Here is a 15980-nt window from a genome sequence, read left to right on the forward strand (position 1 = left end):
AAAATTACCAGAGCAGGTGCTCCTTGATGGGAATCCCGCAGGTGTTCAGCGCCCGGATGAAGGAGGCGCTGCCCTTGTAGTGAATGCCGGTAATGCCCAGATCAAAGGCTGCGGTGGTGTTGGGCTTGTGATCGTCCACAAAGATGGTCTCAGCGGGCACAAGGCCATACTGCTCCAGCAGCAGCTTGTAGATGGCCGGGTCCGGTTTGGTGAGCTTGACTTCGCAGGAGGCAATGCCGCCGTCGAACAGGGGCCAGAAGTCCCGCTGGCGGATCTCATCGATCACGTCCTGGGGAATGTTGGACAGGTAGTAGATGGAAAACCCCATCTTTTTCAGCCGTTTGATCACTTCCACGGTTTTGCGGCGGGTCTTCAGCATGCGGGCCCAGTCATCCAGTACGCTCTGTACCTCGAAGGCGCAGCCGGCGGCTTTGGCTTTTTCCAGCATGAGCGCGTTGCCCTCGGCCCGGCTCAGCTTTCCGGCGTCCAGCAGAAGCCACTCTTCGCTGCCGAAGGTCAGCTCGAATACCTTCTGCTCAATCTCCTCGTTGTAAAACCGTTCCAGCAGGAACTCCCGGGGATTGAAGTCGACCACAACGCCCCCCAGATCGAAGATGATGTTTTTATACATAAGGCAAGATTCTCCTTTGCAATCGTTCAAGGGCTGCATAGCCCGGGGATATTGCTTTTATTATACACGATTTTCCTCCTTGGGCCAATGCCCCGGTAAAAGTTTGGGCATGAACAGCCATGCCGGGGCATATCAATGGAAGAAAACAAAGGGGGCGATGGGCTGTGACATTGCGGCAACTGTGTAAAAAGGATGTGGTGCAGCTGGGCTCCGGCACCAAACTGGGCCGGGCAGATGACCTGGACCTGGAGCTGAGCAACGCCCGGGTGCGTGGGCTGATTTTGCGGGGGCGGCCCCGCTGGTTCGGCCTGCTGGGCAGAGGGGAGGATCTGGTCATCTCCTGGCAGCAGATCGAGACCATCGGCGAGGATGTGATCCTGGTGAACTGCCCGTTGCCGGAGCCTCCGCCGCCAAAGGAGGAGGGCGTTTGGGCAATCTTTCACAAATTTGTAAGCAGTTGAAAACTTGCGCCGTCTGCAAAAAACGTCGTATAATAAACAGCGTTTCCGTTTAACACGAATTTTACAAAAAATACTCTGCGGGTAAAAATTTGCCCGGGAAATGAAACAAATACCGCCGCAGCCTCGTTTCTTTTTCAGCAAAGGGTGCGAGGCCAGGGCGGGGAAGTCTGCCGGTGCAGGCCACGCTTGCCCGGCCAAAGGAGGAACAATTCGTTGCAAAACGTAAAGACAAAACCGTCGGTTTTTGCCGGCATTACCCGGCGGCTGAGCCCGCTGCGCTATGTTATGGCTCCGCTGGTGAGCCTGATCACTCTGGTGTGCACCGAGTGGATTCACCGGGGCGAGCTGACTATGGCGGTGCTCACCGATAATGTGCTGCCTCATCTGCCTGCTTTCCTGCTCACCTGGCTGCTGCTGGGCTGTATCTATCAGGCGCTTGCCCGGGCCACCCGGCTGCATCCGCTGGCGGTGGCTGTGACTGGTTTGCTGGGCTGCATCCCGGCGGCGGTTACATATTTTAAACTGAAGCTGCGGGGCGAGCCCTTCTTTCCCTGGGATCTGTCCCAGTTTTCCGAAGCCACCGATGTGGTGGGCAAATCCGGCGTGGAGCTGCAGACCTCCATGTGGGTCAGCGGGCTGATTTTTGCCCTGCTGTTTGTGCTGGCCTGTTTTGTGCGGGAACCGAAGACCGGCATCCGTGCCCGGCTGCTGGGCGCCGGTATCCCCGCGGTGGGGGCGCTTGCCCTGGTGTTCGGGGTGTTCATCAGCCCCACGGTCTCACAGCTGGTGGGCATCACACCGGATATGTGGATGCAGAACCGCTACTATCGCAACTACGGTGTGATTGCGGGCTTTCTGACCAACATTCAGAACCTGCAGGTGGATAAGCCCGAGGGCTATAGCCAGGAGGCGGTGCAGGCCATCATTGATAAGGATGCTTCTCAGGACTTGGCCCCGGAATTTGAGGGCAGCTATAAAAATGAGGGCGACGGGTCTGTGACCCAGTCCAATATCATCTTCGTGATGAACGAGTCCTTCTGGGATGTGGCCGAGCTGGAGGAATACGGGGTGGAGTTCGATCAGGAGATCACCCCCAATCTGCACCGGCTGATGGAAAGCGCCGCCTATGGCAAGGCCTACAGCCCCAGCTTCGGCGGCGGCACCTGCGATGTGGAGTTTGAGGCGCTCACCGGCTACTCGGTGGAGTTCCTGCCCAGTGGGTGCAAGCCCTTCCAGCAGCATGTGACCCGGCCCATGTTCTCGGTGGCTTCCTATTTAAAAGAGCAGGGCTACGCCACCCAGGCGGTCCACTGCTATTATGCCAAGTTCTGGAGCCGCAACACCGCTTACCCCAATCTGGGCTTTGACGAATTCATCTCGCTGGAGGATTTCGAAAATCCGGAGAAGAAGCGTGACTACTACTGGGGCGGCGGTCTGGTGACCGACGCTGAGATGACCCGCCGCATCATCCAGGAATGGGAGGAGCGGGACCAGGATCAGCCCCTGTTCATGCACGCGGTGACCATGCAGAACCACACCAGCTACAACGAGGCCAACTACCCCGAGGAGGAGCTGGTGGATATTGTGAAAGCCCCCGAGGGCATCAGCGACAAGACCCTGGGCGCTCTGCGGGACTTCGCCACCGGCGTGAAGGAAGCGGACGCTATGCTGGGCGAGCTGACCGATTACTTCTCCCAGGTGGATGAGCCGGTGATTCTGGTGTTCTGGGGCGACCATTACAACCCCATCGGCAGCGGCTATGAGGTTTACACCGCCACGGGTTACTCCTCCTCGCAGGACAGCGAGGCCCCGGAGCTGCACCAGATGCCCTTGATGATCTGGTCCAACTACTGGGACGAGCCGGTGGACATCGGCACCGTAGCGGCCTACGAAATCAGCCCGGTGACCTTCGAACTGTACGGCCTGGAGCAGCCCGCGCTGTTCGACCACCTGATCGACCAGCTGTCGGTTTACCGCAGCCGTACGCACGGTGTGACCATTCAGCCGGACGGCTCGGCGGATACCGAGGAGCTGACCGAAGAACAGACCCAGTGGTTTGATGAGCACTGGATGCTGCAATATGACCTGATGTTCGGCCAGGAATACGCCCTGGAAGAGCAGTGAGAGGGGGCGGCAGAGCCTTGCGGGGCTCCGCCGCCCTTTTTTGCGGTGTTTCGCAGCTTTTTTCGCGGAGAAATGCGAAAAAAGTGCTTGTAATCCAGGCACCCTTGTGGTATACTATACCGGCAATACACACGCATTGCTTTGTTCCCCTGTGCCTGCAAGGGTGGGAGATCATGCATGCAATGCGGAGGTAAAAACAATTTTTTGGAGGATTTAAACATGGCAGTAGTATCTATGAAGCAGCTTCTCGAAGCCGGCGTGCACTTCGGTCACCAGACCCGCCGCTGGAACCCCAAGATGGCGAAGTACATCTTCACCGAGCGTAACGGCATCTACATCATCGACCTGCAGAAGACCGTTAAGAAACTGGACGAGGCTTACAACTTTGTTCGCGAGGTTGCTTCCGAGGGCGGCGAGATCCTGTTTGTCGGCACCAAGAAGCAGGCTCAGGAGTCCATTAAGGACGAGGCTACCCGCTGCGGCATGCACTATGTGAACGCTCGTTGGCTGGGCGGCATGCTGACCAACTTCCGCACCATCCGCAAGCGCATCGACCGTCTGGAGCAGCTGCGCCAGATGAGCGAGGACGGCACCTTTGATCTGCTGCCCAAGAAGGAAGTTGCCAAGCTGGAGCTGGAGATCGAGAAGCTGGAGAAGTTCCTGGGCGGTGTGAAGAACATGCACGGCCTGCCCAAGGCGATGTTCATCGTTGACCCCCACAAGGAGCGCATTGCTGTGGCTGAGGCCCGCAAGCTGAACATCCCCATCGTGGCTATCGTCGACACCAACTGCAACCCCGACGAGATCGACTACGTGATCCCCGGCAACGACGACGCCATCCGTGCTGTTAAGCTGATCGCCGGCGCTATGGCCGACGCCGTGATGGAAGGCCGCCAGGGCGAGCAGAACGCCGCCGAGGAGACCGCTGAGGCTGCTGAGGCCTGAGCACCCACCATTTTCCACCGATAACGAAAGGGGATAATCAAAATGGCTTTTACTGCACAAGACGTTAAGAACCTGCGTGAGCAGACCGGCTGCGGCATGATGGATTGCAAGAAGGCTCTGACCGAGTCCAATGGCGATTTCGACAAGGCTGTTGAGTACCTGCGTGAGAAGGGCCTGGCTGCCGCTCAGAAGAAGGCTGGCCGCATCGCCGCCGAGGGCATGGTTTACGCCACTGTCTGCGGCAAAGTAGGCGTTGTGGTTGAGGTGAACGCCGAGACCGACTTCGTGGCCAAGAACGATATGTTCCAGACCTTCGTAAAGGACGTTGCCAATGTTGTTGCCGAGCAGAACCCCGCTGACGTGGACGCTCTGCTGGCCTGCAAGATGGGCGAGGACACCGTTGAGGCTGCTCTGAAGGAGAAGATCCTGGTCATCGGCGAGAACATCAAGATCCGCCGTTTCGAGCGCTTCGAGGGCATCTGCTCCGCTTACATCCATGCCGGCGGCACCCATGCCGTTCTGGTTAGCTTCGAGACCAGCGAGGAGATCGCTGCGAAGCCCGAGTTCGAGGCTTACGGCAAGGACATTGCCATGCAGATCGCCGCTGCCAACCCCGGTTACCTGTGCGAGGCCGATGTGCCCGCTGAGGTGATCGAGAAGGAGAAGGAGATCCTGCTGGCTCAGATCGCTAACGATCCCAAGAACGCCAACAAGCCCGACGCCATCAAGGAGAAGATGGTTCTGGGCCGCATCGGCAAGTTCTACAAGGAGAACTGCCTGGTGGATCAGGAGTTCGTTAAGGACAACGAGCTGACCGTTGCCAAGTACACCGATAAGGTGGCCAAGGAGCTGGGCGGCGAGATCAAGATCACCAAGTTCGCCCGTTACGAGAAGGGCGAGGGCCTGGAGAAGAAGTCCGACGACTTCGCTGCCGAGGTTGCCAGCATGATGAAGTAAGTCGATTTCGGCTTACTCGTGCCTTCCGGGGCGCAGATCATTCGCTTTCATCCTGCCGGTGCAGTGCTGGTCCCGTTTTTGTGGGCGAAAGCCTTTGGGAGAACAGGCGGGGCTGTGTACGGCCCGGTGATCCGATTGTGAATAGAAGGCTTCGGCCCGGCGTTCGCAGTGGTTTTAAGTCGCACACTGCGAAACAGCGCACAAGGGCTGACAAACAAGCCGTAGAGGGCGGTGCTCAAATGAGCACCGCCCTTTTTCTGTGCTTTTTCTTCTCTGAGTTTGTAATAAACAAGCAAGGTGATCAAGCAGCCAGAAGTGATGAAATGTGCTTTTTACGCGGAATTCTGCGTGGGAAAAACTTGGGAACCGGCATTTCGATTCGGTTTTGATTGCTGCGTTTTGTCCTTTTGGAGCATACACATTGTTTCAATGTACTAATTTGCAATAATAAAGTGGTAATTCGACCAAATCGCTTGCAAATGGCCAAAAGTCGTGCTACAATAATCCCTGCTCATGAGAGATAAGGGCCGTCCGCTGAAAAGAAGGCGGGGCAGGCTCTGTTTTTTTGCCTGTGTGAGCTGCGGCAAAACGGGCAAAGCTTTGTGTAAATTACCGTAAAAATTCCATGGTGCGGGCTTGCTTTTTGGAATTTTATGTGATACACTTTAGTCAAATAAAACAAGAAAGCAAATTGTGAGGTGCGTAATGGCTGACAAGAATCATCTGAGAAACCCCGCGACCACCGCGTTGTTCGAGGCCATCCTTTCTTTGCAGAGCATGGAAGAGTGCTATACCTTCTTCGAGGATCTTTGCACCATGAAGGAGCTGGCCGACATGGCCCAGCGTCTGGAGGCTGCCAAGATGCTGCTGGACGGCAAGACTTACGAGCAGATCGTAAAGAGCGTGGAAATCAGCACGGCGACCATCAGCCGCATCAACCGCTGCATCCAGTATGGCAACGGCGGCTACGAGCTGATCATCGACCGCGTGAAGCAGAATGCCCAGCCCGAAGGTGAGCAGGCTGCGGAATAAGCGGACAAGGTTCCCCATAAGAATGAAAAAGAACACCCGGATGTATTTCATCCGGGTGTTCTTTTTGTTTGATTTGATGTGGCCCGATTCTCAGGGAACGGGTTGCCGCCGGTGAGCGCTTAGCCTTCCTGGGGACGGAAGATAATGTTGCCCTCGTCGTCCACGCCTTCCACAATGGCCAGGCTGGTGAGCTTGTAGCCCGCAGCGCGCAGGGAGTCACCGCCGGGCTGGAAGCCCTTCTCAATGGTGATACCAATGCCGCACACGGTGGCGCCGGCCTGCTCACATACATCCAGCAGGCCGTGCATGGCCTTACCCACTGCCATGAAATCGTCCAGGATCAGCACCCGATCCTCGGGGCCCAGGAACTTCTTGGCCAGGGTGATGTCGTAGTCTTTACCGTAAGTAAAGGAATGTACGGTGGAGGTAAAGACCTCGCCGTCCAGATTTTTGCTCTTTGCCTTCTTGGCAAATACCACCGGAACATCAAAGTAACGGGCGGTCATGCAGGCGATGGCAATACCGGAGGCCTCGATGGTGAGGATCTTGTTGATGCCGTCGTCCTTGTAAATCCGATAGAATTCCTTGCCGATCTCGTCCAGCAGGTTTACATCCAGCTGATGGTTCAAAAAGGAATCCACTTTAATAATATTGCCCGGGCGGACCTGACCGTCCTTTACGATTCGCTCTTCCAGCAGTTTCATACTTTTATAACGCTCCCTACACAAAAGTATCCCCACCGCGGGCAAAATGCACACACGGAAAAAGGTAATACACCTATTATACAGAAAAGCGAAGGGTTTGCAATGCTTAAAACGCTCTTTTTTGCTGAAAAAACAGCTTTTTCCTGGAAGAATAATAACGAAAGCATTACAAATTGCCAAATGAACAGATTAATTTGTCCAAAAAACCAAAGAAGGCTGTGCATTATCACTACGTTTGCGCTTTACAACGATAAAAAGTATGTGAAAATAGCGAATTGCAATTTTACACTGATGTCCGTATAATTTAGAAAAGCAAAAAATTCCCCCCACAGAAAACAGATAAGGGGTGTGCGGGGGAAGATCGGAGGAGAACCCACATGAAAAAAGCAATGAGTTTGGTCCTTGCGGCCGCAATGGCATTCAGCTTCGCTGCTTGTGGCGGTGCATCCGGCACCAGCGGCGCGACATCCACCGCTTCCGGTGCAGCATCCACCACCGGCACCGCCTCCGGCGCGGCCATTAAGATCGGCGGCATCGGCCCCCTGACCGGCGGCGCTGCAATCTACGGCAACGCTGTTAAGAACGGCGCCGAGCTGGCTGTGGAAGAGATCAACGCCCAGGGCGGCCTGCAGTTCGAGCTGAACTTCCAGGACGACGAGAATGACCCTGAGAAGTCTCTGAACGCTTACAATAACCTGAAGGACTGGGGCATGCAGGCTCTGCTGGGCACCGTTACCACTCAGCCCTGCCTGACCGTAGCACCTGAGACCGCTGCGGACAACATGTTCCTGCTGACTCCCTCTGCTTCTGCAGTGGATGTCATCAAGGAAGACAATGCCTTCCAGGTTTGCTTCACCGACCCCAACCAGGGCGTTGCTTCCGCGGACTACATCGCTGATAACGGCCTGGCCACCAAGATCGCCATCATCTACGACAGCTCCGACGCTTATTCTTCCGGCATCCACGACAAGTTCAAGGAAGAGGCTGCCACCAAGGGCCTGGAGATCGTAGCCGACGAGGCTTTCACTGCCGACAACAAGACCGATTTCTCCGTACAGGTTCAGAAGGCCAAGAGCTCCGGCGCTGAGCTGGTGTTCCTGCCCATCTACTACAGCGAAGCCAACCTGATCATCCAGGAGATGAACAAGCAGGGCTGCACCGCTTCTGTATTTGGTTGTGACGGTCTGGACGGTCTGCTGACCATCGAAGGCGCCGACACCTCCCTGTTCGAGGGCGTAATGCTGCTGACTCCCTTCGCTGCCGACGCGCAGGACGAGAAGACCCAGAACTTCGTTTCCAAGTATGAAGAGAAGTACGGCGAGACTCCCAACCAGTTCGCTGCTGACGCTTACGACGGTGTTTACACCATCCTGGCTGCCTGCGAGCAGGGTGGTGTGACCGCTGATATGGACGCTTCTGCTGTTTGCGATGCGCTGAAAGCTGCCATGACTCAGATCACCGTAGACGGTCTGACCGGCGAAGGCATGAAGTGGGAAGCCACCGGCGAAGTAAACAAGGCTCCTCGTGCCGTTAAGATCCAGAACGGTGCCTACACCGCAATGTAATTGAAACAGTCCGGCCTGGTCCGGTGCTGAAAGGGCTGCTCGCCGGGGGCGCAGCAGCCCTTTTTTATTCAAAAACCGGCAAAATCCGGCAGAAAATGCTGCGGGATTCTTGTGTGCACTTTACAGCAGTGCTATAATAATCCATATATTCTGTGCGGTGGCGGCAGACAGGTGTAGGCATCACCGGTCCGCCGCCGCGAAAAAAGGGGAATCGAGTATGGAATTTCTATCCTACTTAATCAACGGCATCAGCCTGGGCAGTGTGTATGCCATCATCGCCTTGGGCTACACCATGGTGTACGGCATTGCCAAGATGCTGAACTTTGCCCATGGCGACGTAATCATGGTGGGCAGCTACATTGTGTTCATTGCGGTGAACCAGATGGGCATGCCTCCGCTGCTGGCCATTGTTATTTCCATGGCTTTGTGCACGCTGCTGGGCATCGTAATCGAGCGGTTTGCCTATAAGCCGCTGCGCAGTGCCTCTTCTCTGGCAGTTCTGATCACCGCCATCGGCGTGAGCTACCTGCTGCAGAACCTGGCGCTGCTCATCTGGGGCGCGGACCCCAAGTCCTTCACCTCCGTGGTGGGGCTGGCTCCGGTGCAGCTGGCCGGTGGCCGTCTGGTCATCTCCGGCGAGACCATTGTGACCATTGTGGTGAGCGCTATCATCATGGCTGGTCTGATCTTCTTCGTGAACAACACCAAAATGGGCCGGGCTATGCTGGCCGTGAGCGAGGATAAGGGCGCTGCTCAGCTGATGGGCATCAATGTGAACTCTACCATCGCCATGACCTTCGCCATCGGTTCTGCCCTGGCTGCAGTGGCCGGCGTGCTGCTGTGCTCCGCCTATCCCACTCTGCAGCCCACCACCGGTGCCATGCCTGGCATCAAGGCCTTCACTGCTGCGGTGTTCGGCGGTATCGGCTCCATTCCCGGCGCCTTTGTGGGCGGCATCCTGCTGGGCGTGATCGAAATCATGAGCAAAGCTTACATTTCCACCCAGCTGGCGGACGCCATCGTGTTCGCGGTGCTGATCATTGTGCTGCTGGTGCGTCCCACCGGCCTGCTGGGCAAGAAAATCAGTGAAAAGGTGTGAGGTGGCGGTTATGAATATGCTGAAAACCATGAAAAAGTCCACCCGCAGCAACCTGATCACCTATGGCATTGTAGTGCTGTTTTATCTGGTGATGCAGCTGCTGGCCAGCGGCGGTCTGCTGAGCAACTCCATGCAGGGCATGCTGGTGCCCATCTGCACCTATGTGGTCCTGGCAGTATCCCTGAACCTGACCGTCGGCATCCTGGGCGAGCTGAGCCTGGGCCATGCTGGCTTCATGAGCGTCGGTGCTTTTTCCGGCGCGGTGTACTGGATGATCGCGGGGCAGAACCTGCCCTCCGCTCTGGGTCTGGCGGTGGCCATGCTCATCGGCGGCGTGATGGCCGGTGTATTCGGCTTCCTGATCGGCATCCCTGTGCTGCGGCTGCGGGGTGACTATCTGGCCATCGTAACCCTGGCCTTCGGCGAGATCATCAAGAACATCCTGAATGCCATCTATCTGGGCTGGGACAGCAACGGCTTCCATTTCTCCATGAAGGATGCCACATCTCTGAACATGGGCGAGGACGGCGAGGTCATCATCAATGGCGCCATCGGCATCAGCGGCATGACCAAGGCCTCTAGCTTCACCGCGGGCATCATCCTGGTGCTCATCACCCTGTTTGTGGTGCTGAACCTGATCAATTCCCGCGCTGGCCGTGCGATCATGTCCATCCGTGACAACCGCATCGCTGCCGAGGCAACCGGCATCAATGTGACCAAGTACAAGCTGATGGCTTTCATCACCTCCGCCTTCCTGGCAGGTATGGCGGGCGTACTGTATGCGCTGAATATGTCCGCTCTGGCGGCCAAGAAGTTTGACTACAACACCTCCATCCTGGTGCTGGTATTCGTGGTTCTGGGCGGCATCGGTAACATCCGCGGCTCTGTGATTGCGGCTGCGGTTCTGTATGTGCTGCCTGAGCTGCTGCGCGGCCTGAACGACTACCGCATGCTGATCTATGCGGTGATCCTGATCGTTATGATGATCTTCAACCAGAGCCCCCAGGTGGTGGCCTGGCGCCATCAGGTGTGGGAAAAGCTTTCCACCATCGGCCTGTTCCAGAAGCTGGCACAGTCGAAAAAACAAAACAAGGGGGAGGCATAATCCATGGCTCTGCTTGAAGTAATGAATGTGGGCATCGCTTTTGGCGGTCTGCAGGCGGTGGCCCAGCTGGATATGAAGATCGAAAAGGGTCATCTGTATGGCCTGATCGGCCCCAACGGTGCGGGCAAAACCACGGTGTTTAATATGCTCACCGGCGTGTACCGCCCCACCGAGGGTGATATCATCCTGGATGGAAAGAACATCACCGGCAAGGCTCCGGCCAAGATCAACCAGGCCGGCATTGCCCGTACTTTCCAGAACATCCGCCTGTTCAGCCAGATGACCGTGCTGGACAACGTGAAAATCGGCCTGCACAACCAGGTCAAGTATCCTATGTGGACCGGTGTGTTCCGCCTGCCTGGCTTCAAGGAGAAGGAGCAGGAGATGGACTACCGTGCCATGAAGCTGCTTAAAATCTTTGATCTGGATAAGGAAGCCAATCTGCCTGCTTCCAGCCTGCCTTACGGCAAGCAGCGCAAGCTGGAGATCGCCCGTGCGTTGGCCACCAATCCCAAGCTGTTGCTGCTGGACGAACCCGCTGCTGGCATGAACCCCAGCGAGAGCGAGGAGCTGATGAACACCATCAAGTTCGTGCAAAAGGAGTTCGATGTGGCTATCCTGCTCATTGAGCACGACATGAACTTCGTGATGGGCATCTGCGAATACATCTATGTGCTGGATTACGGCCGGGTCATTGCCCAGGGCAACGGCGAATCCATCCGCAATAACCCCAAGGTCATTGCGGCATATCTGGGAGGTGACTGACCATGGGTGAGATGCTTCGCGTAAGCGATCTGAATGTGTTCTATGGCTCCATCCATGCCATCAAGGATATCTCGTTCCATGTGGACGAGGGCGAGATTGTGACCCTGATCGGTGCCAACGGCGCCGGTAAGACCACAACCATGCATGCCATTTCCGGTTTGCTGAAGCCCAAGAGCGGCACCATCGACTTCCTGGGCAACCGCATCAGCCAGATGGAAGCGCACAAGATCATCCGTCTGGGCCTGGCTCAGGTTCCGGAAGGACGCCGGGTGTTCAGCCACCTGACCGTGCAGGAGAATCTGTCTATGGGCGCCTTCACCCGTAAGGACGGCGCTTCCGCCATTGCGCAGGATCTGGAAATGGTGTTCGACCGGCTGCCCCGTTTGAAGGAGCGGCGCAAGCAACAGGCAGGCACTCTGTCCGGCGGTGAGCAGCAGATGCTGGCCATTGGCCGTGCACTGATGTGCAAGCCCAAGATGCTGCTGCTGGATGAGCCCTCCATGGGCCTGTCGCCCCTGCTGGTCAAGGAGATCTTCAAGATCATCGAGGACGTAAACAAGGACGGTGTGACCGTTCTGCTGGTGGAACAGAACGCCAAGATGGCTCTGGAGATTGCCGACCGCGCCTACGTGCTGGAAACCGGCACCGTGAAGATGGAAGGCCCCGCCGATGAGCTGGCCAATAACATCGAAGTGCGCAAAGCTTACCTGGGCTGCTGAGCAGAAAATAACCGAACAAACGCCCCCTCCGAAAATTCTCCGAAAGGGGCGTTTGCTTTAATGGCTGATAACTCAGATGAAACAAAGCCGCTGTATCAACCGGAGAAAATATGCTATAATAAAAAGCGCTCAGCCCAGATGCCCGGCTTTGACCGGAGCAGGGCGGGCGCTTTTTGCTTTGGTATGGAGGCGGTTTTCGTTGACAAAGGATCTGACCCAGGGCGGTATCACAAAGACCCTGGTGCTGTTTTCACTGCCTATGATTGCGGGCAATCTGCTGCAGCAGCTGTACAACATTGCCGATACCCTGATCGTGGGCCGGTTTCTGGGGGCAAATGCCCTGGCGGCGGTGGGCTCGGCTTACACGCTCATGACCTTCCTCACGTCGATTCTGCTGGGCCTTGCCATGGGCAGCGGAGCGCTGGTATCCATCTGCTGGGGTCAGCGGGACGGGGAGCGGATGCGCTCCTGCGTGGCGGCCTCCTTTACGCTGATCGGCGTGTTGGCTGCCCTGCTTACCGTGGGCGTTTATCTGCTGGTGGACCCCATTCTGGCTCTGCTGCAGGTACCGGAGCAGGTCTGGGACCTGATGCGGGTGTATCTGCTGGTGATCTTTGCGGGCATTCCCGCCACCTTCCTGTACAACTATTTCGCTTGTATGCTGCGGGCGGTGGGCAACTCGGCGGTGCCGCTGGCTTTTTTGGGCGTTTCCTCGGTAATGAACATCGGATTGGATCTGCTTTTCGTGCTGCGCTTTGACTGGGGCGTGGCGGGAGCGGCCTTTGCCACCGTGCTCAGCCAGTATCTGTCCGGCATCGGGCTGGCGGTGTACAGCCTGTTCGGTGCCCGGGAGCTGCTGCCCCACAAACAGCACTGGCGCTTTGGCCGGGCCCGTCTGGCCGAGGTGGCCAGTTACTCACTGCTCACCTGCATGCAGCAGTCCATTATGAACTTCGGCATCCTGATGGTGCAGGGCCGGGTGAACAGCTTTGGCCCGACGGTGATGTCTGCTTTTGCGGCCGCGGTGAAGATCGACACCTTCGCCTACATGCCTGCCCAGGATCTGGGCAACGCCTTTTCCACCTTCGTGGCCCAGAACTACGGAGCAGGCAAGGCTGACCGCATCCAGAAGGGCATCCGGCGGGCGGTGGCCATCTCGGCCGGGTTCTGTGTGGCAGTGAGCGCCCTGGTGTTTGTTTTTGCCCACCCGCTGATGCTCATCTTTGTGGCCCCTGAGGAGACCGAGATCCTGGCCATCGGCGTGCAGTATCTGCGCATTGAGGGAAGCTTCTACTACGGCATCGGCTGTCTGTTTTTGCTGTACGGCCTCTATCGGGCCATGGAAAAGCCGGGCATGTCGGTGGTGCTTACCATTCTTTCGCTGGGTACCCGAGTCATCCTGGCCTATGGCCTGTCCGCGATCCCGGCCATCGGGGTCACCGGCATCTGGTGGTCGGTTCCCATCGGCTGGTTCCTGGCAGACCTGGTGGGCTTTGTATATTACTGGAAAAACCGTGCCCGGTTGCAGGCTGTGCTGACCGGGAGCGCAAAAGGAGAAACAACATGAAAGAACGCTTGACACATCTTTATTTCGGCAACGGCAAGGGCAAAACCACCGCCTCCATGGGCCTGGCGCTGCGGGCGCTGGGTAACGGCTGGCGTGTGGTGGTGGTCCAGTTCCTGAAAAGCTACCCCAGCGGGGAGGTTGCCGGGCTGGAAAAGCTGGGTGCCAGGGTAATCCGCAGCACTGAAACCATGAAGTTCGTCTTCAAAATGACCGAAGAAGAAAAACAGGCCGCCCGGGCCGTGCAGCAGAAGATGCTGAACGAGGCCATCCGTCTGGTGAACGAGGACCAGGTGGACCTGCTGGTGCTGGACGAGGCAGGCTCCCTCTGCCAGCTGGATATGCTGGAGGATATGAATATCCTGCGCCAGCTGGTGGAGCACAAGCCTGCAGGACTGGAGCTGGTGATCACCGCCCACGAGCCCGCCCAGTGGCTGATGGATGCGGCGGACTACTGCACCGAAATGCGCTGCCACCGTCATCCCTTCGACCGGGGCATCCCGGGCCGCAAGGGTGTGGAGTTCTAAAACGCCTTCGGATACAAAAACAGAAAACGCCCGTGATCTGGCAAACTGCACAGATCACGGGCGTTTTTTCGTTGTTGTTTATGGAAGGAGAAAAACGGGGAAATTAGCGCTCTTCGGCATTCTCATCCGCTTTGGCAGGCTCCGGCGGAGCCAGAGGGCTTACCACCGCATCCTCCAGCCGGTGGTCCCGCACCCGAGCGGTGTAAATGCACACCGGCGGCAGCTTGGCGGAAAAACGCTCCTGGTCGGCAGGTACCGTGCCCAGCTGACCGAACACAAAGCCGCCGAAGGTGTCGTATGTATCCAGAAGCTCTTCGTCTATCTCCAGCGACAGACTGCGGGCTACCTCCTTCAGGGGAGCGGAGCCCTGTACCCGCCAGCGGCCGGGGGTCAGAGGTTCGATCTCCCGGGGCTGAGCAGCCTTTTCCATGTCGTCCTCCAGATCACCCACCAGCTGCTCCAGCAGGTCGTTCATGGTCACCACACCGGTCACACCGCCGTATTCGTCCAGTACCACGGCAAAATGGTTGCGAGTGCGCTTCATTTCCCGGAACAGCACGTCCGCCCGCAGATGCTGGGGCACAAAATAGGCCGGACGTACCGCCTTTTCCATCACCTGAGCACGGCTGCGGTCCTGCAGGCGGAAGTAATCCCGCACGTTCAGGATACCGATTACATCGTCGGCGGTCTCACCGCATACCGGGTATTTGGCGAAGCGACTCTCCCGGATGGTGGCAGCCCAAACCTCGTCGCTGTCCTCCTGCCAGAGCACGGTCAGCTCGGTGCGGTGGGTGGCGAATTCGGCCACGGTGCGGTCGTCAAACTCAAATACGTTCTGGATGAACTCCCGTTCCTCCTGGTCGATCACACCCTTTTCGCTGCCCGCGTCCACCATCATGCGGATTTCTTCCTCGCTCACCTCGTCCTCCTCAGCGTTGGGGTCCAGACCGCACAGTCGGAGTACAAGGTTGGTGGAGGCGGTGAGCACCCACACGATGGGGGAGGCCACCCGGGCCAGCGCTGAGATCATGCCGGACATGGACAGCGCCAGGCTTTCCGCCTTTTTCATGGCCAGGCGTTTGGGTACCAGCTCACCGAATACCAGAGTAAAGTAGGAAAGAATCAGGGTGATGAGCACCACCGATACTGCGTTTAGGGTATGGGCGGGCACCGGCACACCCAGGCTGAGCAGGCTGTCCACCAGGATGCCCGCGAAGTTGTCCGCCGCGAAGGCGCTGCCCAGGAAGCCGGACAGGGTAATGGCGACCTGAATGGTGGCCAAAAAGCGAGCGGGCTGGCTGGTCAGCCGGGCCAGCCGCACAGCGCGCTTGTCGCCCTGGGCAATGAGCTGGGCCAGCTTGGCGTCGCTCACCGAGATCACTGCGATCTCAGCGCAGGCGAACACTGCGTTCAGTGCGATCAGAATGATTTGCAGAAGAATCTGCCATACAATGGGGTTCATAAAATATAAGCTCCTTTTTCAAGTTGGTGAATCAAAAAACAGGCGGGGCGGGCAAGTCGGATTGACACCCGCAAAGAGGAAAGTGCCGCTAGCGCAGCATCCGTCTGAAACGCAAAAAGACACGCCCGTTTCCCGCAAGGGCAGAAAACAGGTGTGTCTTGTACCGTCTGTCTGATTCAATTGCAATGGGGCATCGGACAGGGTCGCCGTCGTCCATAAATCAAATGCTCTCCTTTTCGGGTTTAGTGGGAATACCTAGATGATACAGGATATGAGGCAGCTTTGTCAAGCGTCGGATGGGGGCGATTTTGGGCGCTTTT

15 protein-coding genes are annotated in these 15980 nt (G+C 57.2%); 12 read left to right on the top strand and 3 right to left on the bottom strand.

From position 1 onward, the window contains the following. Window positions 1-4: 4 nt before the first annotated feature. The gene (locus PH256_RS13035) at window positions 5-631 is read right to left on the bottom strand and encodes an HAD family hydrolase (protein WP_087184540.1); all 627 of its coding nucleotides are present in this window, start codon (window positions 629-631) and stop codon (window positions 5-7) included. Window positions 632-795: 164 nt separating this feature from the next. Between PH256_RS13035 and PH256_RS13040 the strand changes: the two genes are divergently transcribed. From PH256_RS13040 to PH256_RS13060, 5 genes are all read left to right on the top strand, one after another. Continuing rightward, window positions 796-1092 (top strand): YlmC/YmxH family sporulation protein, encoded by a 297-nt coding sequence (locus PH256_RS13040; protein WP_270914519.1) that lies wholly within the window; start codon window positions 796-798, stop codon window positions 1090-1092. A gap of 213 nt (window positions 1093-1305) precedes the next feature. Beyond that, window positions 1306-3216 (top strand): LTA synthase family protein, encoded by a 1911-nt coding sequence (locus tag PH256_RS13045; protein WP_270914520.1) that lies wholly within the window; start codon window positions 1306-1308, stop codon window positions 3214-3216. 219 nt (window positions 3217-3435) lie between these two features. Next, window positions 3436-4161 (top strand): 30S ribosomal protein S2, encoded by a 726-nt coding sequence (gene rpsB / locus PH256_RS13050; RefSeq protein ID WP_058967216.1) that lies wholly within the window; start codon window positions 3436-3438, stop codon window positions 4159-4161. Window positions 4162-4203: 42 nt separating this feature from the next. Then, window positions 4204-5118, top strand: a complete 915-nt coding sequence (gene tsf, locus PH256_RS13055) for a translation elongation factor Ts (RefSeq protein ID WP_270914521.1) — start codon at window positions 4204-4206, stop codon at window positions 5116-5118. A 705-nt stretch (window positions 5119-5823) separates the two neighbouring features. After that, a complete protein-coding gene (locus PH256_RS13060) occupies window positions 5824-6150 on the top strand; it encodes a YerC/YecD family TrpR-related protein (RefSeq protein ID WP_087180633.1) in 327 nt (108 codons plus the stop codon). A gap of 119 nt (window positions 6151-6269) precedes the next feature. On the opposite strand, the gene PH256_RS13065 is transcribed toward PH256_RS13060, so the two are convergent. Then, the gene (locus tag PH256_RS13065; protein WP_087184543.1) at window positions 6270-6854 is read right to left on the bottom strand and encodes a xanthine phosphoribosyltransferase; all 585 of its coding nucleotides are present in this window, start codon (window positions 6852-6854) and stop codon (window positions 6270-6272) included. A gap of 413 nt (window positions 6855-7267) precedes the next feature. On the opposite strand from PH256_RS13065, the gene PH256_RS13070 reads away from it, so the two are divergent. The 7 genes from PH256_RS13070 (at window position 7268) to PH256_RS13100 (ending at window position 14198) form a co-directional block, all read left to right on the top strand. Beyond that, complete coding sequence (locus tag PH256_RS13070; RefSeq protein ID WP_435890113.1) at window positions 7268-8419, top strand: ABC transporter substrate-binding protein; 1152 nt, start codon at window positions 7268-7270, stop codon at window positions 8417-8419. Window positions 8420-8636: 217 nt separating this feature from the next. Then, entirely contained in the window at window positions 8637-9518 is an 882-nt protein-coding gene (locus tag PH256_RS13075) for a branched-chain amino acid ABC transporter permease (protein WP_058966459.1), read from the top strand. 10 nt (window positions 9519-9528) lie between these two features. Continuing rightward, on the top strand, window positions 9529-10623 hold the full coding sequence (locus PH256_RS13080; protein WP_087184545.1) for a branched-chain amino acid ABC transporter permease: 1095 nt from the start codon (window positions 9529-9531) through the stop codon (window positions 10621-10623). Between the two features lie 3 nt (window positions 10624-10626). After that, window positions 10627-11388: an ABC transporter ATP-binding protein gene (locus PH256_RS13085; protein ID WP_087184546.1), complete on the top strand. Its 762-nt coding sequence runs from the start codon at window positions 10627-10629 to the stop codon at window positions 11386-11388. A 2-nt stretch (window positions 11389-11390) separates the two neighbouring features. Then, window positions 11391-12107, top strand: a complete 717-nt coding sequence (locus PH256_RS13090; protein ID WP_270914522.1) for an ABC transporter ATP-binding protein — start codon at window positions 11391-11393, stop codon at window positions 12105-12107. 199 nt (window positions 12108-12306) lie between these two features. After that, window positions 12307-13674, top strand: a complete 1368-nt coding sequence (locus PH256_RS13095; RefSeq protein WP_270914523.1) for an MATE family efflux transporter — start codon at window positions 12307-12309, stop codon at window positions 13672-13674. Continuing rightward, window positions 13671-14198, top strand: a complete 528-nt coding sequence (locus PH256_RS13100; RefSeq protein ID WP_270914524.1) for a cob(I)yrinic acid a,c-diamide adenosyltransferase — start codon at window positions 13671-13673, stop codon at window positions 14196-14198. Before PH256_RS13095 ends, PH256_RS13100 begins: the two co-directional genes overlap by 4 nt. Window positions 14199-14301: 103 nt before the next feature. On the opposite strand, the gene PH256_RS13105 is transcribed toward PH256_RS13100, so the two are convergent. Further along, on the bottom strand, window positions 14302-15660 hold the full coding sequence (locus PH256_RS13105; protein ID WP_270914525.1) for a hemolysin family protein: 1359 nt from the start codon (window positions 15658-15660) through the stop codon (window positions 14302-14304). Between the last annotated feature and the right edge of the window lie 320 nt (window positions 15661-15980).

The sequence above is a fragment of the Allofournierella sp. CML151 genome, assembly GCF_027853465.1.
GTDB lineage: Bacteria > Bacillota > Clostridia > Oscillospirales > Ruminococcaceae > Allofournierella.

Excerpts from the sequence above, each read along its gene's own strand:
- PH256_RS13035 (WP_087184540.1), bottom strand. The coding sequence starts at position 631 with ATGTATAAAAACATCATCTTCGATCTGGGGGGCGTTGTGGTCGACTTC.
- rpsB (WP_058967216.1), top strand. The coding sequence starts at position 3,436 with ATGGCAGTAGTATCTATGAAGCAGCTTCTCGAAGCCGGCGTGCACTTC.
- tsf (WP_270914521.1), top strand. The coding sequence starts at position 4,204 with ATGGCTTTTACTGCACAAGACGTTAAGAACCTGCGTGAGCAGACCGGC.
- PH256_RS13060 (WP_087180633.1), top strand. The coding sequence starts at position 5,824 with ATGGCTGACAAGAATCATCTGAGAAACCCCGCGACCACCGCGTTGTTC.
- PH256_RS13065 (WP_087184543.1), bottom strand. The coding sequence starts at position 6,854 with ATGAAACTGCTGGAAGAGCGAATCGTAAAGGACGGTCAGGTCCGCCCG.
- PH256_RS13070 (WP_435890113.1), top strand. The coding sequence starts at position 7,268 with ATGGCATTCAGCTTCGCTGCTTGTGGCGGTGCATCCGGCACCAGCGGC.
- PH256_RS13075 (WP_058966459.1), top strand. The coding sequence starts at position 8,637 with ATGGAATTTCTATCCTACTTAATCAACGGCATCAGCCTGGGCAGTGTG.
- PH256_RS13080 (WP_087184545.1), top strand. The coding sequence starts at position 9,529 with ATGAATATGCTGAAAACCATGAAAAAGTCCACCCGCAGCAACCTGATC.
- PH256_RS13085 (WP_087184546.1), top strand. The coding sequence starts at position 10,627 with ATGGCTCTGCTTGAAGTAATGAATGTGGGCATCGCTTTTGGCGGTCTG.
- PH256_RS13090 (WP_270914522.1), top strand. The coding sequence starts at position 11,391 with ATGGGTGAGATGCTTCGCGTAAGCGATCTGAATGTGTTCTATGGCTCC.
- PH256_RS13100 (WP_270914524.1), top strand. The coding sequence starts at position 13,671 with ATGAAAGAACGCTTGACACATCTTTATTTCGGCAACGGCAAGGGCAAA.
- PH256_RS13105 (WP_270914525.1), bottom strand. The coding sequence starts at position 15,660 with ATGAACCCCATTGTATGGCAGATTCTTCTGCAAATCATTCTGATCGCA.